14 protein-coding genes and 1 pseudogene are annotated in these 23,217 nt (G+C 61.3%); 13 read left to right on the top strand and 2 right to left on the bottom strand.

Translation table 11 applies throughout. The annotated features are described in order from the left end of the window. Positions 1–43: 43 nt before the first annotated feature. The 13 genes and pseudogenes from glgA (at position 44) to AB4N85_RS08145 (ending at position 17,414) form a co-directional block, all read left to right on the top strand. Entirely contained in the window at positions 44–1,630 is a 1,587-nt protein-coding gene (glgA, locus tag AB4N85_RS08205; RefSeq protein ID WP_016774645.1) for a glycogen synthase GlgA, read from the top strand. A gap of 17 nt (positions 1,631–1,647) precedes the next feature. Then, complete coding sequence (treZ, locus tag AB4N85_RS08200) at positions 1,648–3,450, top strand: malto-oligosyltrehalose trehalohydrolase (RefSeq protein ID WP_460067671.1); 1,803 nt, start codon at positions 1,648–1,650, stop codon at positions 3,448–3,450. After that, positions 3,447–5,525: a 4-alpha-glucanotransferase gene (gene malQ / locus AB4N85_RS08195; RefSeq protein ID WP_041480980.1), complete on the top strand. Its 2,079-nt coding sequence runs from the start codon at positions 3,447–3,449 to the stop codon at positions 5,523–5,525. Before treZ ends, malQ begins: the two co-directional genes overlap by 4 nt. Continuing rightward, positions 5,522–8,296 (top strand): malto-oligosyltrehalose synthase, encoded by a 2,775-nt coding sequence (locus AB4N85_RS08190; RefSeq protein WP_460067669.1) that lies wholly within the window; start codon positions 5,522–5,524, stop codon positions 8,294–8,296. The genes malQ and AB4N85_RS08190 overlap by 4 nt, the downstream gene beginning before the upstream one ends. A gap of 21 nt (positions 8,297–8,317) precedes the next feature. Further along, positions 8,318–8,657: pseudogene (locus AB4N85_RS08185) on the top strand (DUF2934 domain-containing protein). Positions 8,658–8,897: 240 nt separating this feature from the next. Beyond that, complete coding sequence (glgX, locus tag AB4N85_RS08180) at positions 8,898–11,057, top strand: glycogen debranching protein GlgX (RefSeq protein ID WP_041480983.1); 2,160 nt, start codon at positions 8,898–8,900, stop codon at positions 11,055–11,057. Between the two features lies 1 nt (position 11,058). Continuing rightward, on the top strand, positions 11,059–12,057 hold the full coding sequence (locus AB4N85_RS08175; RefSeq protein WP_041480984.1) for an acyl-CoA dehydrogenase family protein: 999 nt from the start codon (positions 11,059–11,061) through the stop codon (positions 12,055–12,057). Further along, positions 12,054–12,812, top strand: coding sequence for a PIG-L deacetylase family protein (locus AB4N85_RS08170; protein WP_150635385.1), 759 nt, complete (start codon positions 12,054–12,056; stop codon positions 12,810–12,812). Before AB4N85_RS08175 ends, AB4N85_RS08170 begins: the two co-directional genes overlap by 4 nt. Beyond that, positions 12,809–13,408 carry an SAM-dependent methyltransferase gene (locus AB4N85_RS08165; RefSeq protein WP_252869490.1) on the top strand — a complete coding sequence of 200 codons (600 nt, stop codon included), beginning with the start codon at positions 12,809–12,811 and terminating at the stop codon, positions 13,406–13,408. The genes AB4N85_RS08170 and AB4N85_RS08165 overlap by 4 nt, the downstream gene beginning before the upstream one ends. Next, complete coding sequence (locus AB4N85_RS08160) at positions 13,405–14,064, top strand: glycosyltransferase family 2 protein (RefSeq protein WP_095179947.1); 660 nt, start codon at positions 13,405–13,407, stop codon at positions 14,062–14,064. The genes AB4N85_RS08165 and AB4N85_RS08160 overlap by 4 nt, the downstream gene beginning before the upstream one ends. 178 nt (positions 14,065–14,242) lie before the next feature. Beyond that, positions 14,243–15,001 carry a PIG-L deacetylase family protein gene (locus AB4N85_RS08155; protein WP_130912937.1) on the top strand — a complete coding sequence of 253 codons (759 nt, stop codon included), beginning with the start codon at positions 14,243–14,245 and terminating at the stop codon, positions 14,999–15,001. Positions 15,002–15,199: 198 nt separating this feature from the next. Beyond that, positions 15,200–15,982: an endonuclease/exonuclease/phosphatase family protein gene (locus AB4N85_RS08150; protein ID WP_056786852.1), complete on the top strand. Its 783-nt coding sequence runs from the start codon at positions 15,200–15,202 to the stop codon at positions 15,980–15,982. Between the two features lie 379 nt (positions 15,983–16,361). Next, the gene (locus AB4N85_RS08145) at positions 16,362–17,414 is read left to right on the top strand and encodes an autotransporter domain-containing protein (RefSeq protein WP_252869489.1); all 1,053 of its coding nucleotides are present in this window, start codon (positions 16,362–16,364) and stop codon (positions 17,412–17,414) included. Positions 17,415–17,543: 129 nt separating this feature from the next. On the opposite strand, the gene glgB is transcribed toward AB4N85_RS08145, so the two are convergent. Both glgB and treS read right to left on the bottom strand, forming a co-directional pair. Next, the gene (gene glgB, locus AB4N85_RS08140; RefSeq protein ID WP_041480990.1) at positions 17,544–19,775 is read right to left on the bottom strand and encodes a 1,4-alpha-glucan branching protein GlgB; all 2,232 of its coding nucleotides are present in this window, start codon (positions 19,773–19,775) and stop codon (positions 17,544–17,546) included. 2 nt (positions 19,776–19,777) lie between these two features. Then, entirely contained in the window at positions 19,778–23,119 is a 3,342-nt protein-coding gene (gene treS / locus AB4N85_RS08135; RefSeq protein ID WP_460067664.1) for a maltose alpha-D-glucosyltransferase, read from the bottom strand. Positions 23,120–23,217 lie beyond the last annotated feature (98 nt).

Here is a 23,217-nt window from a genome sequence, read left to right as displayed (position 1 = left end):
AGCTTGTTCGAGACAAGAATCAGATCACACACGGGAGAGACATATGATCAGTGCGGCATTGGATATTCAGGGAGAGCGTGCTCACCAGTCGCTTGGAGAATCGAGCACCATCAGTGTTCCCGGCAGCCGACAGATCAACGTACCCGGCACCAAGACGCTTGCTCCGGTAGCAAGCCAGAATCCCAACAAGAAAAAAGTGTTGTTCGTGACCTCTGAGATCGCCGATCTGGTCAAGACCGGCGGCCTCGGTGACGTGTCCGCCGCCCTGCCCCGGGCGATGGCCCACCTGCATGACGTGCGGGTGTTGATTCCCGGGTATCCGCAAGTGGTGCACAGCGAAAACCCGATTCACATCATCGGCGAGCTGGGTGGCCACGCCGCGCTGCCACCTTGCAAGATCGGGCGTATGGACATGCCCGATGGTCTGGTGATCTACGTACTGATCTGCCCTGAACTCTATGAGCGTGAGGGTGGCCCTTACGGCGCCAACAACGGTCGCGACTGGCCGGACAACCATATCCGCTTCGCCCGTCTCGGCCTGGCCGCTGCCGACATCGCCGCCAATCTTGCGCAAATCCACTGGCGCCCGGATCTGGTGCACGCCCATGACTGGCCGGCTGGCCTCGCGCCCGCTTACATGCACTGGCGCGGGCAGCGCACGCCAACGCTGTTCACCATTCACAACCTTGCCTACCAGGGCGTGACCAGCCTTGGTTCCTGCCCGGAGCTGGGGATTCCCACCCATGCCCTGCAACAGGAAGGCATGGAGTTCTACGGCAAGATGTCGTTCCTCAAGGCCGGCATGGCCTATTCGAGCCATATCACCACGGTCAGCGCGACGTATGCGCAGGAAATCACCACGCCTGATTTCGGTTGCGGCCTCGACGGTTTCCTTGCCGCCAAGACCCAGCAAGGCCTGCTCAGCGGCATCCCGAACGGCATCGACGAGAGCTGGGATTCGGCGACCGACCCGCACCTGTTCGCCCCGTTCGCCATCGGCGACTGGGAAGGCAAAGCGGTCAACGCCGCCCACGTCCGTGAGCTGTTCGGCCTGAATGACTCTACCGGCCCGCTGTTCGCCGTGGTATCGCGCCTGGTCTATCAGAAAGGTCTCGACCTCACCGAAGCGGTGTCCGAGTTCATCGTGCAGAACGGTGGTCAGATCGCGATCATCGGTCGCGGCGAGCCGGAAGAAGAGCAAGCCATGCGTGAACTGGCCCTGCGCTTTCCTGGCCAGATCGGCGTGCGGATCGGCTTCAACGAAACCGATGCCCGACGTATGTTCGCCGGCAGCGATTTCCTCTTGATGCCGTCGCGCTACGAGCCTTGCGGCCTGAGCCAGATGTACGCCCAGCGTTTCGGCTCGCTGCCGGTCGCGCGCAACACCGGCGGCCTGGCCGACACCATTGAAAACGGCGTCACCGGTTTCCTCTTCGATGAGTCCACCGTTGATAGCTACAAGGAAGCCCTGAGCCGCGCGTTCAAGGTGTTCGCCTTTCCGGAACTGCTCAACGCCATGCGCTGCCGTGCCATGGCTGCACCGTTCAACTGGAGCAAAGCGGTTGAACCGTACGCCGAACTTTACGAACAACTGGTCGCCAAGGCGTTGGGTAAAGCCAGCCACAAATAACCAGGGAGTTGCAGAAAATGCCGTCAAGGACCCAAGAAACCTGGCCCCACGGCGCGATCATGCTGGATGCCGAGCACACGCAATTTGCGTTGTGGGCGCCTGACGCGTTCTACGTCAGTGTGGAACTGGAAGATGGAAAATCGTTGCCCATGCTGCCCCAGGGCGACGGTTGGTTTGTAATCAAGGCCAATTGCCCGGCGGGCAGTCGCTACCGTTACTGCATCGATGGCGAACTGGAGGTGCCGGACCCGGCCTCCAGAGCGCAGGATGGTGACCTTGACCGCCACAGCGTGGTGGTCGACCCCCATGCCTATCAATGGCGGCACACGACCTGGAATGGTCGGCCGTGGAGCGAAGCGGTGATTTACGAGATGCACGTCGGTGCGCTCGGTGGATTTGCCGAAGTCGAACAGCATATGGCGCGGCTGGTGGCGCTGGGCATCACCGCGATCGAACTGATGCCGCTGGCGCAATTTCCCGGTGATCGCAACTGGGGTTACGACGGGGTGTTGCCCTATGCACCTCAAGCCTCCTACGGCACCCCCGAACAACTCAAACACCTGATCGACACCGCCCACGGCCATGGCCTGGCGGTGATTCTCGACGTGGTCTACAACCACTTCGGCCCCGACGGCAACTATCTGCATCGTTACGCCAAAGGCTTTTTCCGCGAGGACAAGCACACGCCATGGGGCGCAGCGATCGATTTCCGCCGCCCGGAAGTGCGCGAGTTCTTCATTGAGAATGCACTGATGTGGCTGCTCGAATACCGTTTCGACGGCCTGCGTCTGGATGCGGTGCACGCGATTGAAGACCCGGATTTCCTCAGCGATCTGGCCCGGCGCATTCGCCAGCAGATCGACCCGACCCGCCACGTCTGGCTGACCGTCGAAAACGAGCTGAACCAGTCGAGCCTGCTGGAAAACGATTACGACGCGCAATGGAACGATGACGGTCATAACGCGTTGCATGTGCTGCTGACCGGCGAAACTGACGCCTATTACGCCGACTATGCCGCGCAGCCCACCGAGCAACTGGTGCGCTGCCTGAGTCAGGGCTTCGTATTCCAGGGCCACATCACGCGCCATGGCGAACCTCGGGGCGAGCCGAGCGAACATCTGCCCTCCACCGCTTTCGTGTTGTTCCTGCAGAACCATGACCAGATCGGCAACCGCGCGTTTGGCGAACGTCTGCATCAGCTTGCCGACCCGCGTGCGGTGCAGGCGGCTACAGTGTTGTTGCTGCTGTCGCCGATGATTCCGCTGATGTTCATGGGCGACGAGTTTGCCGCCGAGCAACCGTTCCTGTTTTTCACCAGCCATCACGGTGAACTGGCGGAACTGGTGCGTGAAGGTCGGCGCAACGAGTTCGCCGCATTCAGTGCCTTTACCGATCCGCACAAGCGCGAACAGATCCCTGATCCAAATGCCGAAAGCACCTTCCACGCTTCGCAGCCGCGACTGTCCGGGAGCGGCACGCCATTGCAACAGCAGACCCATGAGCTCTACCGGCAACTGCTGAAGTTGCGCCATCAGTACATCATTCCCCATCTCTCCGGGACCCAGGCTCTGGGCGCGCAAATGCTCGGCTATGGAGCGGTCAGTGCGCGCTGGCGGCTGGGCAACGGCAGTGAGCTGCGAATTGACCTGAACCTCAGTGACACGCCAGTGGTCAACCCTGCACAGACCGATACCGAGTGGCTGTTTCAACAGCCAGCGGCGATCGAACTGTCGGACCCGAACCAACTGCCGGCGTACACCGCGCTCGTCAGCCTCACGGCCGCACCCCTTTTGCACCCCCTGGATGGAGAGCGCCTATGAGCGATGCGCAACTGGAAATACTCGCCAGTCGAGCCGGCCTTGCCGTCGACTGGATCGACGCCAACGGGCGTCAGCAAAAAGTCGCTCCCGCTGTGTTGCGCAATGTCCTGGTCGGACTCGGCCACCCCGCCAGCACCGCGCAAGAAATCGATGCCAGCCTGTTGCAACTGCAAGAAGTCCAGCAAGACCGCCATCTGCCGCCCCTGCTGACCTGCGACGTTGGCGTTGCCCTCGACCTGAGTCGCTACTTCACACCGGAGACGCCCTGCGAGATTCATCTTGAAGACGGCTCGCAGATGAACCTCAAGCTGGACAACGAAGCCATGTTGCCCGGCTTGATTCCGGTCGGTTACCAGCAAGTGCACATCGGCGATCAGTATTTCACTCTCGCTGTGGCGCCTGAGCGTTGTTTCAGCGTTGGCGATGCGGTCGATAGCCCGATCCCGCGCGCCTGGGGTCTGAGCGCCCAATTGTATTCGCTGCGCCGTCCGGGTGACGGTGGTTTTGGCGACACCCAGGCGCTGGAGGAATTGGTTCGTGTAGCGGGTGAACGTGGCGCCGATGCACTGGCGATCAGCCCGATGCACGCGATGTTCAGCTCAGACAATGGCCGCTATAGCCCCTATTCGCCGTCCAGCCGCTTGTTTCTCAATTCACTGTACGCAGCGCCGGGCAGCATTCTCGGCGAGCGCGCATTGCGTGACGCAATCGATGCCAGTGGCCTGGCCGCGCAGTTCGACCAGTTGGAAAATCTCAAGCTGATCGACTGGCCTGCCGCCGCACAAGCCAAGCAGAAACTGCTGCAAGCCTTATATGACGGTTTCGTCGCTGGCGAGCATCCGCTGCACGCCGACTTCGCCAGCTTCCGGCATGCCGGTGGCGAAGCGCTGGAGAACCATTGCCGCTTCGAAGCCATTCAGGAAATGCGCGCCGCCCGTGGCGAAAGCCTCGACTGGCGCGAATGGCCGGAGCACTGGCACGACCCGCGCGGCGCGGCGCTGGGCGCTTTTGCCGAAGAATATGCCGAGCGCATCGGTTATTTCGCCTTCTGCCAATGGCTGATCCATCGCTGCCTCGAGCGCGTGCAATCTGCCGCGCGCAGCGCCGGCATGGGCATTGGCCTGATCGCCGACCTCGCCGTCGGTGCTGACGGTGCCGGCAGTCAGGCCTGGAGTTTCCAGGATGAATTGCTCGCCTCGCTGACCGTCGGCGCGCCACCGGACATCCTCAATCGCAGCGGCCAGGGTTGGGGCATTTCCGCGTTCTCGCCGGAAGGGCTGATCCGCAACGGTTTCCGTGCCTTCATCGAGATGCTGCGCGCCAACTTCGCCCACGCCGGAGGCCTGCGCATTGACCATGTCATGGGCCTGCAACGCCTGTGGGTGATTCCCAACGGCGCCGCCCCGGCCGATGGCGCCTATCTGTATTATCCGTTCGACGACATGCTGCGTCTGCTGGCCCTCGAGTCGCATCGGCATCAAGCCATCGTGCTCGGCGAAGACCTCGGCACCGTGCCGGAAGGCCTGCGGGAAAAGCTCGCCGCGCGCTCGATTCTGGGCATGCGCGTGCTGTTGTTCGAACAGGACAATACCCGCTTCAAACCGATTCTCGACTGGCCGGATGATGCCTTGGCCACCACCAGCACCCATGACCTGCCGACACTCAATGGCTGGTGGCATGGCCGCGATATCGACTGGAACGCGCGCCTCGGTCTGGTCGATGCCAACGGCGAAATCGACTGGCGCCGGCATCGCGAGCGTGAACGCGAAGGCCTGCGCGATGCGCTGCGTCAGGATCCACAGAACTTCCGCGAAGAGTCCCACGAAGCCGATCAAGTGGTCGATGCTAGTGTGCGTTTCCTCGGCCACACCCGCGCGCCGCTGGTGCTGCTGCCGCTGGAAGATGCCCTGGGTATCGATGAACAGCCGAATCTGCCTGGCACCACCGATTCACATCCGAACTGGTCGCGACGTTTGCCCGGTCCCAGCGAAGCGTTGCTGGACGGCCCCGATGCCGCCCGCCGCCTGGAACTGCTGGCCTGCGCGCGCCTTCAAGCCTCTGAGCGTGACCAATGAATCAACAGCAAATCCAGCCACTGCGCGCCACGTTGCGCCTGCAATTTCATAAAGGTTTTACCCTCGAACAAGCGGTGCCACTGGTGCCGTACTTTGCCCGGCTCGGCATCAGCCATATCTACGCCTCGCCCCTGCTGGCGGCGCGCGCCGGTTCCATGCATGGCTACGACGTGGTCGACCCGACCCAGGTCAACCCTGAGCTGGGCGGCGAGCCGGCATTGCGCCAACTGGTCAGCACCCTGCGTGAACACAACATGGGGCTGATTCTCGACATCGTGTCCAACCACATGGCCGTGGGCGGCAATGACAACCCGTGGTGGCTCGACCTGCTGGAATGGGGACGCCTGAGTCCGTACGGCGAATTCTTCGACATTCAGTGGCACTCGCCGGACCCGTTGATGGAAGGCCAATTGCTGCTGCCGTTTCTTGGCAGTGACTACGGGGTGGCGTTGCAGGAAGGCACACTCAAGCTCAAATTCAACGCGCAGACCGGGACTTTTTACGTCGAGCATTACGACCACCACTTCCCGATCTGCCCGAACAACTATGGCGAGCTGCTCAAGTCCGACGACACGCTGAAATCGCTGGCAGATCGCTTCAGTACGCTCAGTTACCAGACCGATGCTCACTCGCTGGCGATCCCGCTGAAGCAGGAGTTGCGAGAGCTGGCAAGCGATCCGCGTGTTCTGGCCACCATCGAAAGCAATGTCGCCCAATACGATTCCACCACTGACGAGGGCTTCCACAAGCTCCACGAGTTGCTCGAGCGGCAAAGCTATCGCCTGGCCAGTTGGCGCACGGCGGCGGACGACATCAACTGGCGGCGCTTCTTCGACATCAATGAGCTTGGCGGTCTGCGCGTGGAGCGCCCGGCAGTGTTCGAAGCAACCCACGGCAAGATCTTCCAATTGGTTGAAGAAGGTCTGGTCGACGGCCTGCGCATCGACCACATCGACGGCCTCGCCGACCCGCGTGGCTACTGCCGCAAGTTGCGTCGGCGTCTGGATCACTTGGCACCGGGACGTCATCTGCCGATCTATGTCGAGAAGATCCTCGGCGAGGGCGAAACCCTGCGCCGCGACTGGAGCGTCGACGGCACCACCGGTTACGAGTTCATGAATCAGCTGTCGCTGCTGCAACACGACCCGGACGGCGAACATGTCCTCGGCGAACTCTGGCAGCGCCGCACCGAGCGCCCGGCAGCGTTCATGGAAGAAGCGCAACTGGCCCGTCAGCAAATCCTCAATGGTTCGCTGGCCAGTGACTTCGAAAGTGTTGCCCAGGCGCTGCATCAGGTAGCACGTGATGACTTGATGACCCGCGACCTGACCCTGGGCGCGATTCGCCGCGTGCTGCATGCGTTGATCGTGCACTTCCCGGTTTATCGCACCTACATCAGCGCGATGGGCCGTTCCGAGCAGGACGAAGCGATTTTCCTGCACGCCATGGACGGTGCGCGGCAGACCCTCAGCGAAGCTGACTGGCCAGTGCTCGACTCGGTCGCCAGCTGGCTTGGCGGCACGCCATGGCGCCGCAAGCCACGGGGGCGCTCGCGCAAGATCCTCAAGCATGCCTGCGTGCGGTTCCAGCAACTGACCTCGCCCGCAGCTGCCAAAGCCGTGGAAGATACCGCGCTGTATCGCTCGGCGGTGCTGCTGTCGCGCAATGATGTCGGTTACAACACCGAGCAGTTCAGTGCGCCGGTCAGCGAGTTCCACGAAGTCAATCAACAGCGCATGGCCGAGTTTCCTGACAACCTGCTCGCGACCGCCACCCATGACCACAAGCGCGGTGAAGACACCCGCGCCCGGCTGGCCGTACTCAGTGAGCGCAGCCATTGGTACGCCGACCAGGTCGAACTGTGGCGCGCCCTCGCCCGCCCCGTGCGCATCGAAGATGACGCGCCTTCCGCTGGCGACGAACTGATCCTGTATCAGGCGTTGCTCGGCAGTTGGCCGCTGGATCTGCGGGACGACGACGAGGCCGGTTTCGCCGATTACGCCAAGCGCATCTGGCAGTGGCAACAGAAAGCCCTGCGCGAAGCCAAGCTGCAAAGCAGCTGGAGCGCGCCGAATGAAGCCTATGAAAACGCAGCGCAAGCCTTCACGGAAAAACTGCTGACCGGCGAAGAAGGCGAATTGCTGCGCGCGGCGCTGAGCAAGACCGTCAACAGCATCGCCGCTGCCGGCGCGCTCAACGGGCTGGCGCAAACCTTGCTGCGCATGACCGTGCCGGGTGTGCCGGATCTGTACCAGGGCAACGAGTACTGGGACTTCAGTCTGGTAGACCCGGACAACCGCCGCCCGGTGGATTACGCCGCACGCGAGCAAGCGTTGCAGGCATCCGTGCCGGGTACCGAGCTGCTTAAGGACTGGCGTGACGGGCGCATCAAACAGGCGCTGATCAGTGAGGTGCTGAACCTGCGCAAGGAGCACAGCGAGCTGTTTCGCCTTGGCGATTACCAGCCACTGCAAGTGCTGGGCAGTCAGGCGCACAACGTCTTGGCATTCGCGCGTGAACACGAAGGCGCGCGGGCCATTGTCGTAGTGCCGGTGCGTTGCGCAACGTTGCTGGAAAACAGTGCCATCCCGCAGGTCGATGCGCTGCGCTGGGGCGATACGCGGGTGGTTTTACCGTCTGCCGCTTCGGATGCAAACCTGAAGGGACTTTTTGCTAGCAGCGTAGTCACACAAAACAGGGAGCTGAATGTCAGCGAAGCGCTGGGGGATGTCCCGGTCAATCTCTTTATCCAACACTTAACACAAGCATGAGTTCAGTTCAGGAGCATTGCGATGAGCACCGACGATAAACGCATTCGCGAATTCGCCTATCAGATCTGGGAGTCGGAAGGGAAACCTGAAGGCCACGAAGAACGTCATTGGGAAATGGCGCGCAAGTTGGCCGAGGCCGAAGCGCTGGCACCCAAGAAGCCACCCAAGGCGGCTGGCAGCAAAGTGGCTGGCAAGACTACAGCGGCAACAGCGAAAAGCACCGACGGCAAGACACCGGCAGCCGCCAAAGCCAAACCAGCGGCGAAAGCCAAGCCTGCGGCCACGGCCAAAGTAGTCCCGCCGGGCGAAAAGGCTGCCGAGAAAAAAGCCGCGAGCCGCGAAGAAGCCTCCGGCGAACTGACCCGATCCATTTTTGAACTGAATGACTGTGTGGCGAGCGTGCTCGCCACAAGGGGGTTCTTGCGCCCCGAAGAAAGCCCTTCTTGGGGCAAAACACACCACCCTGTGGGAGCGAGCCTGCTCGCGAAAGCGCTAGGTCAGTTGGTGAAAACGTCGAATGTACCGACGCTTTCGCGAGCAGGCTCGCTCCCACCAGGAAATCTCATTGCCTGAACTGTCCCGTTTTTTTGCAGGAGCAATCATGACCCGTCCAAAGAAAGCCGAACCCGCTGCGCACGCCGAGCCGTCGAGAATCCGTGAAGGCCTGCCCTTCCCGCTCGGTGCGACCTGGGATGGTCTGGGGGTGAACTTTGCTCTGTTTTCCGCCAACGCCACTAAGGTTGAGCTGTGCATTTTCGACGATGCCGGCGAAGTCGAACTCGAACGCATCGAGCTGCCGGAATACACCGATGAGATCTACCACGGCTACCTGCCGGATGCGCATCCTGGCTTGATCTACGGCTACCGCGTTTATGGTCCTTATGACCCGGCCAATGGTCACCGTTTCAACCACAACAAACTGCTGATCGACCCTTACGCCAAACAATTGGTCGGCGAGCTGAAATGGTCGGAAGCGCTGTTTGGCTACACCATCGGCCACCCCGACGCTGACCTCAGTTTCGACGAGCGTGACAGTGCGCCGTTCGTGCCCAAGTGCAAGGTTATCGACCCGGCCCACACCTGGGGCAACGACCATCGTGTCAGCGTGCCGTGGGACAAGACCATCATTTACGAAACCCACGTGCGCGGCATCAGCATGCGTCATCCTTCGGTGCCGGAAAACCTGCGCGGCACCTTTGGCGGCTTGATGGTCGACGACGTGCTTGAGCACATTCGCAAGCTCGGTGTTTCGTCTGTCGAACTGCTGCCGATCCATGCTTTCGTCAACGATCAGCATCTGCTGCAAAAGGGCATGACCAACTATTGGGGCTATAACAGCATCGCGTTCTTCGCCCCGGACCCGCGTTATCTGGCCAGCGGCAAGATTGCCGAATTCAAGGAAATGGTCGCGCACCTGCACGATGCCAATCTCGAAGTCATTCTCGACGTGGTCTACAACCACACCGCCGAAGGCAACGAGCAAGGCCCGACTCTGTCGATGCGCGGTATCGACAACGCCTCCTACTACCGCTTGATGCCCGACGACAAGCGCTACTACATCAACGACTCCGGCACCGGTAACACCCTGGACTTGAGTCACCCATGCGTGCTGCAAATGGTCACTGACTCCCTGCGCTATTGGGCCAGCGAGATGCACGTCGATGGTTTCCGCTTCGACCTGGCAACCATTCTTGGCCGTTATCACGATGGTTTTGACGAGCGCCACAGCTTCCTCGTCGCTTGCCGTCAGGACCCGGTGCTGCGTCAGGTGAAGATGATCGCCGAACCCTGGGACTGCGGTCCCGGCGGTTATCAGGTCGGCAACTTTCCGCCGGGCTGGGTTGAGTGGAACGACAAGTTCCGCGACACCGTGCGTGCGTTCTGGAAAGGTGACGACGCCCAGCTCGCCGATTTCGCCAGCCGCATGACCGCTTCCGGGGAGATGTTCAACCAGCGTGGGCGCCGGCCGTATTCGTCGGTGAACTTCATCACCGCCCACGACGGTTTCACCCTCAACGATCTGGTGTCCTACAACGACAAGCACAACGAAGCCAACGACGAGAACAATCAGGACGGCAGCAACAACAACCTGTCGTGGAACCACGGCGTCGAAGGCCCGACCGACGATCCGGAAATCAACGCTCTGCGCCACCGGCAGATGCGCAATTTCTTCGCCACTCTGCTGCTGGCCCAAGGTACGCCGATGATCGTCGCCGGTGACGAGTTCGCGCGCACGCAGGACGGCAACAACAATGCCTATTGCCAGGACAGCGAGATTGGCTGGGTCAACTGGGACCTGAGCGAGGACGGCAAGGCCCTGCTCAAGTTCGTCAAACGCCTGATCAAGCTGCGCCTGACTTATCCGATCCTGCGTCGTGGACGCTTCCTGGTCGGCGAGTACAACGAAGATATCGGCGTCAAGGACGTGACCTGGCTGGCACCAGACGCCACCGAAATGACCACCGAGCACTGGCACGATGCGCACAATCGCTGCCTCGGCATGCTGCTCGACGGTCGCGCGCAGGAAACCGGCATCCGTCGCAAAGGCGCCGACGCGACGCTGCTGCTGGTGGTCAACGCACACCATGACATCGTCAACTTCACCCTGCCGGAAGTACCGGATGGTGGCTTCTGGACCTGCATGATCGACACCAATCAGCCGTCGATTCGCGGCCAGGAACGCTTCGAATTCGGCCACGAGTATTCGGTGACCGGGCGTTCATTGCTGTTGTTCGAACTGCAACGTGACGAAGAAGATTGATATGGACTTTCAACATTATCTGGCCCGCCGTCCGCCAGATTACGCCGACACCAACGCCCTCGGCCGTTGCCTGCGGGCGATGGTCGAGGCCGGCCTCGACCGCTTGCCGTTGCCCGGCAGCGGTCACACGCTGGAGCGCTTTCAGCGTCTTTCGGAAGTCGGCGGACATGATTTAGGCCTGTGCAAACTCTATGAAGGCCACACGGATGCGCTGGCGATCATCGAGCAATTGGGCGGTACGCCAACCCCAGGCAGCACGTGGGGCATGTGGGCTGCCGAGCCGCCGCAGGCGCGGGTAAAAGTTACGCCGGCCGGGCATATGGTGACGCTGAACGGGCGCAAGGCCTGGTGTTCTGGCGCTGCGGTGCTCAGCCACGCCTTGCTCACTGCGTGGGACGCTGATGATCAGCAGCAATTGGTTGCAGTCGCACTCGATCAACCCGGTGTGACCATCACCGATCAGGGCTGGCAAGCCGTGGGCATGGCGGCCACCGGCAGCGTCGAAGTGCTGTTTGAAAACGCCGAAGCGCAGGCCATTGGCAACCCCGGTGATTACCTGCAACGGCCGGGGTTCTGGCAGGGCGGGATCGGTATCGCGGCTTGCTGGTACGGCGCTTCACGGCGGATTGCCGAAGGGCTGCGTCAGCATTGCGCGCAACGCGATGAACCGCACGCCCTCGCCCATCTCGGTGCGACTGACACAGCACTGCAAGCGGCGGCCGACGTGTTGCGCTTCAGCGCGTTGCAAATCGATGCGCAGCCTGAGGCTGACGCTGAACTGCTGGCCCGTCGCGCCCGCGCGGTGGTCGAACAGTCTGCCGAACAGGTCATGCGTGAGGTCGGGCGGGCGCTGGGTGCCGGGCCGTTTTGTCAGGATCGGCATTTTGCGCGACTGAGTGCCGACTTGCCGGTGTTTCTGCGCCAGAGTCACGCCGAGCGCGACCTTGCTGCGCTGGGCCAGCGGATTGCCGGTCAATCCTGCGAGGTCTGGGCGTTATGAAGGACAACCCGATCGTCGGCCAGGGCACTTCACTGCAGCAATGGCAGGGTTCGCGGCGTCTGGCCGAACTGCCCGCCATCGACGTTCTTGACCTGGTACCGCTGGGTTCGCGGGCGGTGATCATCGCGCCGCATCCGGATGACGAAGTGCTCGGTTGCGGCGGCATCATGCAGTTGCTGGCGGCAGCCGGACGGCCGTTGCAATTGATCTCGGTTACCGATGGCAGCGCCAGTCACCCCGGCTCGCAACGCTGGACGGTCGAACGCTTGAGCGTGGTGCGACCGCAGGAATCCGCCGAAGCTCTGCGCCGCCTCGGCTTGCCGATGCACAGCCTGAAATGGCTGCGCGGCGGGTTTACCGACACCCAAGTGGCGGCTCAGGAAACCGGGTTGAGCGAATTCATCGCCGGTTATCTGCACGCCAATGATGTGGTTTTCACTACCTGGCGCCAGGACGGCCACAGCGATCATGAGGCCGTCGGCCGCGCCAGTGTCGAGGCGGCGCGACGCGTCGGTGCGACCTGCCATGAACTTCCGGTCTGGACCTGGCACTGGGCAACCCCGGAAGACGCCTCGGTGCCATGGGAACGCGCGCGCAAGATTCTTCTGTCACCCACGCACATCGCGCGCAAACGCCACGCGGCCCACGCGTTCGCCAGCCAGTTGGAAGGCGACCGCGACGTCGGGCTCGGGCCGGTGCTTGCGCCCTATGTGCTTGATCGTTTGCTGCAACCTTTTGAAGTGGTGTTCCTGTGAGCGTCGATGACCGCTATTTCGACGGCTTGTTCGCGGGCAACGACGATCCATGGGCGTTCCGCCAGCGCTGGTACGAGCAGCGCAAACGCGCGATCACCCTCGCCGCCCTGCCCCGTCCGCGCTACAGGTCGGTGTTCGAACCGGGCTGCGCCAACGGCGAACTGAGTGCAGAACTGGCTCCGCGCTGCGACCGCCTGTTGTGCTGCGACACGGCGAGCGCGGCAGTGAAGCTGGCGCGTACTCGCTTGAGTGTGTTCGAGCATGCCGAAGTCCGTCAGGGCCGCCTTCCGGCTGACTGGCCGGAGGAAAAATTCGACCTGATTGTATTCAGCGAAATCGGCTACTACCTCGACGAAAAAGATCTGACAGAAATGATCCGCCGGATCAGTGAGTCATTGACGGCCGACGGACAATTGCTGGCCTGCCACTGGCGCCCGCCGATCGAGGGCTGCCCGTTGAATGCACGTCAGGTCCACGATCAGATCCACGATCAATTGGCTTTTCCGCGTCTGGTGCTGCATCAGGAAGCGGATTTCATTCTCGAACTGTGGAGCCGCGAGCCACGCTCGGTGGCGGCACTGGAGGGCTTGCGTTGATCGGTATCGTGATTCCGGCGCACAACGAAGAGGCGCTGCTTGATGAATGCCTGCGCGCCGCCCTGCGGGCCAGCCAGCATGGGCAACTGGCCGGCGAGCCGGTGGAAATACTGGTGGTGCTCGACAGTTGCAGCGACGCCTCGGCGCAGATTGTCAGCGCTTATCCGGTGCTGAGCCTGCAGATCGACGCACGCAACGTCGGCGAAGCCCGAGCCGCCGGTGCGCGACTGCTGCTCGAGCGCGGTGCTCGCTGGATCGCCTGCACTGACGCCGACAGCCGCGTCGCCGATGACTGGCTGGCGGCGCAACTGGGACTGGAGGCGGACGCAGTGTGCGGCACGGTGACCGTCGAGCACTGGCACGAATCGATCGATGAAGCGGCGCAGATTCGCTATCACCGCCATTATCAGGCCCGCGATGGCCATCGACACATTCACGGCGCCAACCTCGGTGTCAGCGCCGAGGCTTATCGCCTGGCCGGCGGTTTCAAACCGCTGACCTGTGACGAGGACGTGCAACTGGTGCGTGCGCTGGAGCGCAGCGGTGCGAATATCGCCTGGAGTCATCGCCCGCAAGTGCACACCAGCGCCCGTCTCGACAGTCGGGCCAAGGGCGGATTCGGTGACTTTCTGCGCAATCTGGCACAGCTGGAATAAAAAAATACGGATCAGATTGATCTGTGACGCGACGAATCGGCTGTCTTGAGCAATACTCTGCCTCGCAGTAATCCAAGGGTTGGAGCACTGCACCGTTGCTATTCATTTGCCTTCACGGGCCGCGATCAGCGTTGGCTGCTCACGACTGAGGGCGAGCTACCACAAGGACGTCGCACTCATGAAATCGTCATTGCTCAACGAACACGGCCTGCCAGCACAGATCTGGAACAGCGCGCCGCAACTCGACAATATTCCCGTCATCAACACCCACAGCCTGGTTCCCGCCGGCGCCCGCGCCGTGGTCATCGCCCCGCATCCGGGCGATGAAGTGGTCACTTGCGGCGGTTTGCTGCAATTGCTCTCCAGCCTTGGCCATCCCCTGCAATTGCTCTCGATTACCGACGGCAGCGCCAGCCACCCCGGCTCGCGGCAATGGTCGGAACAACGCCTGAGTGTATTCCGCCCGCAGGAAAGCGTCGAAGCCCTGCGCCGCCTCGGCCTGCCCATGCACAGCCTGAAGTGGGTGCGCGGCGGCTTTACCGACAACGCACTGAGTGATCAGCAAAGCCAGCTCACCGAGTTCATCGGCCGCTACCTGCGACCGGGCGACGTAGTGTTCAGTACCTGGCGCAAGGATGGCCCGCCGGATCATGAAGTGGTCGGCCGCGCCAGTTTCGACGCGGCGCAAAAGGCCGGGGCGACCTATCACGATGTGCCGGTGTGGGCCTGGCACTGGCCGGAGCGCGAGCAGCGCATGATTCCCTGGGAACGCGCGCGCAAGCTGCGTCTCGACACCTGGACCGTAGCGCGCAAGAGCCACGCCACCCACGCTTACGCCAGCCAGCTCAAGGGCGAACCGGCCATCGGCATCGCCCCGCTGCTGCCCCCGGTGCTGCTGGAGCGGATGCGCTTGCCGTATGAAATCGTCTTCTTCTGAACGGCGGAAGCTCACAATACCTGTGGGAGCGAGCCTGCTCGCGAAAGCGGTGTGTCATGTGTCAGATGTATTGAACGTGATGAAGTCTTCGCGAGCAGGCTCGCTCCCACATTGGCCCAGCAGTGAATCATCGGAAGGAACTGCCACCCCCTCAAACCAGTCGCATGAACAGGCATGGCCCAAATCAGAGGAGTGAACGTGTCCAGCGATCCCAAGCGTCAAGTGGTCGACGCGCCAGTCATTCATCGCCTGCGGGTACTCACGGTCAACACCCACAAGGGCTTCACCGCGCTGAATCGGCGGTTCGTTCTCCCGGAGCTGCGCGAAGCGATGCGCAGTACCTCGGCCGATCTGGTGTTTCTGCAGGAAGTGGTGGGTGAACACGAACGCCATTCGAGTCGCTACAACGACTGGCCGCAGACCTCGCAATACGAATTCCTCGCCGACAGTATGTGGAGCGATTTTGCCTACGGCCGCAACGCCGTTTACCCCGACGGCCACCACGGCAACGCGCTGCTGTCGAAATACCCGATCCGCGAATACCGCAACCTCGACGTGTCGATCACCGGGCCTGAACGGCGCGGCCTGTTGCACTGCATTCTTGATGTGCCCGGGCATGCCGAGGTGCACGCGATCTGTGTGCATTTGAGTCTGCTGGAAAGCCATCGGCAATTGCAGTTGCAGCTGCTTTGCCAGTTGCTTGAATCACTGCCCGACGATGCGCCGGTGATCATTGCCGGTGATTTCAATGACTGGCAGTTGCAGGGCAACGCCGCCCTCGCCCGTCGCGACTATTTGCACGAAGCTTTTGAACGTCATCATGGGCGCCCGGCGAAAACCTATCCGGCGCGTTTTCCGCTGTTGCGCCTGGACCGGATTTACCTACGCAATGCCAGCAGCCACGATCCAAGGATTCTCGGCAACAAGCCGTGGACGCATTTGTCGGATCATCTTCCCTTGGCGGTTGAGGTGCACCTCTAGCTGCATTTTTGACAGCCATCTAATGACAGGTCGTTCCGGCAATTACCGCTCGGAAGGACCTTTCGTCGGCGGCAAAAAACCGTCCGATGCACCCTTCGCAAGCGTTTTTCCATGCAAACAAGCACTTAGTTATGTGCAGAAAAACAAACGCTTGCGGTTGCTGATTTAAGCGCGCCATTCATCGTGCATTTTCTTGACGCGCGAGCATCGCTCTTCTTATCTCTACCTTACTACCCCCGGAATCACTACTGGGGCTGACCTTCCGGCACTCGCGAAATCGAGCAGCCGCGGTTCGCCCCGCTCTATTCGGTCGCCCCTCGTTCGGGGTAGGAGAGACGCCAAACTCGAGATGACGCATGCGCTTGCAAGGTAGACCTCCATGAAAACTTCACTGACCCCACATGAATTGAAAATCACCTTTTGCACAGTGTCAGGTTCGCTGTTGCTGTGCTCGTCCATGGAGGCGCATGCGGAATTTTCGGCGGATGAACGCGCGTGGTATCGCGCCGATGTCCCTGTGATGACCTTGCCAGTGACCGTGATAACGCCCGGACCGCTGCCATTGAGTCAGCAGAGTTCGCGCCTGATCACCGAAGATCTTGCCCCGTCTGCCTGGGACGAGCTGTACGGCAAAAGCGCTCGACAAGCACAGACCGACGCACTGTCTTCCGGCTATGCGATGGCCGGTGGCGAGTTCAAAGGTCCGGCCGTGGTCACGTTGAAAAGCGCTAACGGGACTACCCAGACCCTTGGTCTCATAGGTGGCGACAATCAGGTCCAGCTGAATGCCGATGGTTCGCTGACCCGACGTGCCCTCGCCGACCGCAACACTGACAGCCTCAACCTGCAAGGCCAGAGCCTTGGCGCCTATTACAGCCTGGTCGGCGCGCAGGGCTGGCACGTCGACCTGTCGGCCAGTGGCGGTCGGGTCAGCGGTTTCAGTCGGACCGCGCAAGGTAACCGGCAAGCCACCGAAGGCAATGCAATGACCTTTTCCGTCGAAGGCGGTTACCCGATCGGCTTGAGTGACAACTGGGTGGTCGAACCACAGGCGCAACTGATCAACCAGCGCATCAGCCTCGACGCGCCTTATGCAGGCTCGGGCAACGCCTCGTCGACCGACCTGACCGCGTGGAGTGGCCGTGTCGGTGCGCGATTGAAAGGCAGTTATGACTTGAACGGGTTGCCTGTTGAACCCTACGTGCGCACCAACCTTTGGCACACGGTGTACACCGGCAGCACGGTGACCCTCGATCAGGTCGACAAGATCAGCAGCAGCCGCAAGTCTTCAACAGTGGAATTGGGCTTGGGACTGGTGGCGCGGGTCACACCGGCGGTAAGCCTGTACATGAGCGCCGATTACAGCAGCGATGTGGATGACAATGATCTGAACGGGATCATCGGCAGCCTAGGAGTGCGGATGCGTTGGTGATCTGTTGATCAGTGAAAAACCCTGTGGGAGCTGGCTTGCCAGCGATGGCGGAGTGTCAGTCAACAAAGATGCTGAATGTGACGGCCTCATCGCGGGCAAGCCCGCTCCCACAGTTTTACTGTACCTGGATCAGCCCTGCGGCTTGAGAATCAACACCGCCAACGGCGGAAGATTCAGTTCCAGCGACAACGACTGACCATGGCTTGGCACTTCTTCGGTCAACGCTCCGCCGCCATTGCCATAGTTGGAGCCGGCATAAATGTCGGCGTCACTGTTGAACAGCTCGGTCCAGCGCCCGGCAAACGGCACGCCGACCCGATACGCCTGGCGCGGTACCGGGGTGAAGTTGGCAACCACCAGCACTGGCGAGCCATCCTTGCTCCAGCGCAACCACGCGTAAACGCTGTTGATCGCATCGTCGCCAATCAACCACTGGAAGCCCTGCGGCGCATCGTCCTGATCGTGCAGCGCCGGCTCTTCGCGATACAGCCGGTTGAGATCGCCAACCAGTTTCTGCACGCCTTTGTGCTCGGAATACTGCAGCAGATACCAGTCCAGCTGCTGATCGTGGTTCCACTCGCGCCATTGGCCGAACTCGCAGCCCATGAACAAAAGCTTTTTGCCCGGATGAGTCCACATGAAGCTCAGATAGGCGCGCAGATTGGCAAACTTCTGCCAGCGATCGCCGGGCATCTTGTCGATCAACGAGTGCTTGCCGTGCACCACTTCGTCGTGGGAAATCGGCAGGATGAATCGTTCCGACCAAGCGTAGACCAGACCAAAGCTCAACTCGTTGTGGTGATGTGCGCGGTACACCGGATCTTGCTGGATGTAGTGCAGCGAATCGTGCATCCAGCCCATGTTCCATTTGTAGGCAAACCCGAGACCGCCCTGCTGGGTGCTCTGGCTGACGCCCGGCCATGCGGTGGACTCTTCGGCAATCACCAGCGCACCCGGCGCTTCCAGCTCAACCACGTCGTTCAAATGCCGCAGGAAGTCGATGGCCTCCAGGTTCTCCCGACCGCCGTGGCGGTTCGGCACCCATTCGCCAGCCTTGCGCGAATAGTCGCGGTACAGCATCGAAGCCACCGCATCGACACGCAGGCCGTCGATATGGAAGTGTTTCAGCCAGTGCAGCGCCGAGGCCAGCATGTAACCGTGCACTTCGGTGCGACCAAGGTTGTAGATCAGCGTGTCCCAATCCTGATGGAAGCCTTCCAGCGGGTTGCCGTATTCGTAGAGCGCGGTGCCGTCGAACTGCGCCAGACCATGGGTATCGGTGGGGAAATGCGCCGGTACCCAGTCGAGAATCACCCCGATGTCGGCCTGGTGACAGGCGTTGACGAACTCGGCGAACTGATCCGGCGTGCCATAACGCGCACTCGGGGCGAATTGCGAAAGCAACTGATAGCCCCAGGAACCGCCGAAGGGGTGCTCCATGATCGGCATCAGTTCGATGTGGGTGAATCCCAGCTCTTTGACATAAGGAATCAGGCGCTCGGCCAGTTCCGGCCAGGTGTACTGGCGCGCGACCTCGCCGAGATCATCCAGCTCGCACTGCCAGGAACCGGCGTGCAACTCGTAGATCGACAGAGGTTTGGAGCGCTGCTGGCGATCCTGACGGGAATTCATCCAGTCGTGATCCTGCCAGTCGATCTGCAGGGGCGAGGCAACTTTCGAAGCGGTGTCCGGCGGCAGGCTGGTGGCCAGTGCCATCGGGTCGGCCTTGAGCGGCAGAATGCCGTGGGCGCCGAGGATTTCGTACTTATACAACTCCCCCGCTTGCAGACGCGGGATGAACAGTTCCCAGACACCGGACGGATGACGCAGCCGCATCGGGTGGCGACGGCCGTCCCAGACGTTGAAATCGCCGACCACCGATACACGGCGGGCATTCGGTGCCCACACGGCAAAGCGCACACCGTCCACGCCATCAACGGTCTTCAGCTGCGCACCGAGGCAGGCGCTGAGGTCGCGGTGGTTACCCTCGGCGAACAGATACAAATCCATCTCGCCGAGCAACTGGCCGAAGCTGTACGGGTCTTCGGCAACCTGCTCGCCACCGGCCCAACGTGTGCGCAACAGATACGGTCGCGCCTGGTCGAAATGGCCGACAAACAGCCCCGGCGTTTCGGTCATCTCCAGCGGGCCAAGCTCTTCGCCGCTGTCCTTGTCCAGCACTGCCACACTCAGCGCACCGGGCAGATAGGCGCGGATGAACTGCCCGCCGGCGCCATCGCCGTGCGGGCCGAGAATGGAAAACGGATCCTGATGTTCGGCGCGCACCAAAGCATCGATGTCGCGCGCCGAGGGTAACAATGCTTCCTTGACCACACCCTGTTCCTTGTTCGAGAAACTCATGACTACTCTCCACCAAGATCGGAAAAGGGTTTAAGCCCTGTCAATAATCCATACAAGCCGTGCAAAGGCACGGGCAGCCACGTTGGGCGGTTTTCTGCCTCGTAAGCCACTTCATAAGCGGCTTTTTCCAGGCCGAACAACGCCAGCGCGGCGTCGGCACCCTCGGGATCCTGCCAGGCATGCTCAAGACTAGCTGCTGCCTCGCGGTATGCCTGGACAAATACCTCGCGTGCCTCACGCAGATAACGCTCGGCGACCCGTTTGCGCGCCGCTTCGGCTTCGACGCTGTTATCAACGTTATGCACATTGATGGTCATCGCCGCTGCGTAATCGAACGAACGCAGTACGCCGCTGACGTCCTTGTACGGGCTGTGTTTACCGCGACGCTCGCTCAATGGCCGCGCCGGTTCGCCCTCGAAGTCGATCAAGTAGGCGTCGCCCTTGATCACCAGCACCTGGCCCAAATGCAAGTCGCCATGCACCCGAATGCGCAAGCCGCCGGTGGCTTTCTTCGCCAGATCCTGCACATGGGCAAGAATGGTTTTCTTCTCGTCGAGCAGACGCTTGACCAGTTTCTGATCCGCCGCATTCAACTCGCCTTGATGCTGTTTGAGCAGTTTCAGGGCGTGTTCGACCTGGGCGGTGACGTCCTTGCCCGTCGCGGCCATGTCCTTGCTCGACGACACTTGCGGCGCAAAGTCGGCGTTATCGGTTGGCGCAGCGAGCACCTGATGCATCTCGCCCAGACGCTGACCAAGCATGCCGGCGAAGTCCTTCAGCTCGCCGAGGGCGTTGTAATGCTGCTCCTGCTCGGACATGGCGTCGGCCAGTTCATCGCGCAGCGCCCGTTCCAGGTTGTTCTGCGTCCATTCCCATGCGTCGCCCTGATTGCTCAGATAGCCTTGGGCGATCATCAGCAAGTTGTCTTCGCCTTGCGCGTCGCGGCGAATCACCGAACCGAGCAGTGGAGAGATATTGGCAAACCCGGCCTCGGTCAGGTAAGCGCTCATCTCCAGTTCCGGGTGTACGCCAGAAGCGACTTTGCGTATCAGCTTAAGCACCAGACTGTTGCCGATTACCACTGAACTGTTCGATTGCTCGGCCGACAGGTAGCGCACATCCGACTCGGCGCCGAGGCCGAGTTTTTCCAGATGATCTGTCTGTTCGAAGCGGATTTCGCCTTCGATCGACTCCAGTACGGTGTTGTTCTGCATGCCTTGCAGAACGGCGCGGACGAAGGTTTCCAGGGTGAACGCATCGGTGATCAGGCCAACCTGACGCACACGGCGTACACGCGACAGCGCCAATTGCTGCGGCAACGGCGGGCCGACATGGTCTTCGCCAATGAAGCCGAACGGCAGCTGATAACGGTTGGTCTGGCCGCCACTGGTGACTTCGATTTCGCTGAGCAGCACTGGGTGCTGGGCGTCACCGAAGCGCACGCCGTAAGCCAGATTGACCTTCTCGATCGCCGCATCCTTGCCGGCAAACCAGCGACGATTCTGCAGCCAGCTCGGCAGGATGCTTTGCTCCAGCGTCGTACGTGACGGCGCTTCGAGCAGTTCTTCCATGCGCTTTTTCAGCACCAGCGTGGTGAAGTCCGGCAGGCTCTGCGCCGGCTCGACGTGCCAGCTCGGCATCTGGTTTTCTGCCGCCAGTGCAAACCAATAGAAACCGTACGGCGCCAGGGTCAGGAGGAAATTCAACTGACCGATCGGCGGGAACGCGTTACCGCCGAGCATTTCCACCGGCACCATGCCGACGTACGCCGACAGGTCCAGCTCCACTGCTTGCGCACTTCGCGAGACGTTGGCCACGCACAGAATGATCTCGTGCTTGCCGTCGGCATCGGTGTATTCGCGGGTATAAGCCAGCACGCGACGGTTGGCCGGCGAGAGCATTTTCAAGGTGCCACGGCCGAACGCTTTCGATTGCTTGCGCACGGCCAGCAGGCGCCGCGTCCAGTTCAACAGCGAATGCGGATCGCCGGACTGGGTTTCGACGTTGACCGACTGATAGCCATACTGCGGGTCCATGATCGGCGGCAGTACCAGACTGGCCGGATCGGCGCGGGAGAAACCGCCGTTGCGGTCGATTGACCACTGCATCGGTGTACGCACGCCATCGCGATCGCCGAGGTAGATGTTGTCGCCCATGCCGATTTCGTCGCCGTAATACAACGTCGGCGTGCCGGGCATCGACAGCAGCAGGCTGTTGAGCAGTTCGATGCGGCGACGGTCGCGTTCCATCAACGGTGCGAGACGACGGCGAATACCGAGGTTGATCCGCGCGCGACGGTCAGCCGCGTAGTAGTTCCACAGGTAATCGCGCTCGCGGTCGGTGACCATTTCCAGGGTCAGTTCATCGTGGTTGCGCAGGAAAATTGCCCACTGGCAATTCGCCGGAATTTCCGGAGTTTGCCGCAGAATATCGGTGATCGGGAAGCGATCTTCCTGCGCCAGCGCCATGTACATGCGCGGCATCAGCGGGAAGTGGAAGGCCATGTGGCATTCGTCACCATTGACGCCAGCAGCGTCGGTGTCACCGAAATACAGCTGGGTGTCTTCCGGCCACTGATTGGCCTCGGCCAGCAGCATGCGATCGGGGTAGTTGGCGTCGATCTCGGCACGGATCTGCTTGAGGACGTCGTGGGTCTCGGGCAGGTTTTCGTTGTTGGTGCCGTCGCGCTCGATCAGGTACGGAATCGCGTCGAGGCGCAGGCCGTCGATGCCCATGTCGAGCCAGTAACGCATTACCGACAACACGGCTTTCATCACTTGCGGGTTGTCGAAGTTCAGATCCGGCTGGTGCGAATAGAAGCGGTGCCAGAAGTACTGGCCAGCGACCGGATCCCAGGTCCAGTTGGACTTTTCGGTGTCGAGAAAGATGATTCGCGTGCCGTCGTATTTCTGATCGTCATCGGACCACACGTAGAAATCCCGCGCCGCTGAACCCGGCTTGGCTTTACGCGCACGCTGGAACCACGGGTGCTGGTCGGAGGTGTGGTTGATGACCAGCTCGGTGATCACCCGCAGCCCGCGCTTGTGCGCTTCGGCAATGAAGCGCTTGGCGTCGGCCATGGTCCCGTAGTCGCTGTGCACGCCACGGTATTCGGCGATGTCGTAACCGTCGTCGCGGCGTGGCGAGGGATAGAACGGCAATAGCCAGATGGTGTTGACGCCGAGGTCGGCAATGTAATCGAGTTTGGCGATAAGCCCGGGAAAGTCACCGATCCCGTCATTGTTGGAGTCGAAAAACGATTTGACGTGAACCTGATAGATCACCGCGTCCTTGTACCAGAGCGGGTCTTTGATGAAGGCGGCTGCCTTGGGTTTCTTCGCCATGTGGAACTCCTGAAAAATTCTCTGATACACCGAGGGGCTCGCATTGGTGAGCCCCTGTCGCGAGGGGATTTATCCCCGTTCGGCTGCGCAGCAGTCGC

The sequence above is a fragment of the Pseudomonas sp. H1_G08 genome, from assembly GCF_054681355.1.
The sequence above is the reverse complement of the archived record's forward strand: the minus strand, read 5'-3'. Positions and strand labels throughout refer to the sequence as shown.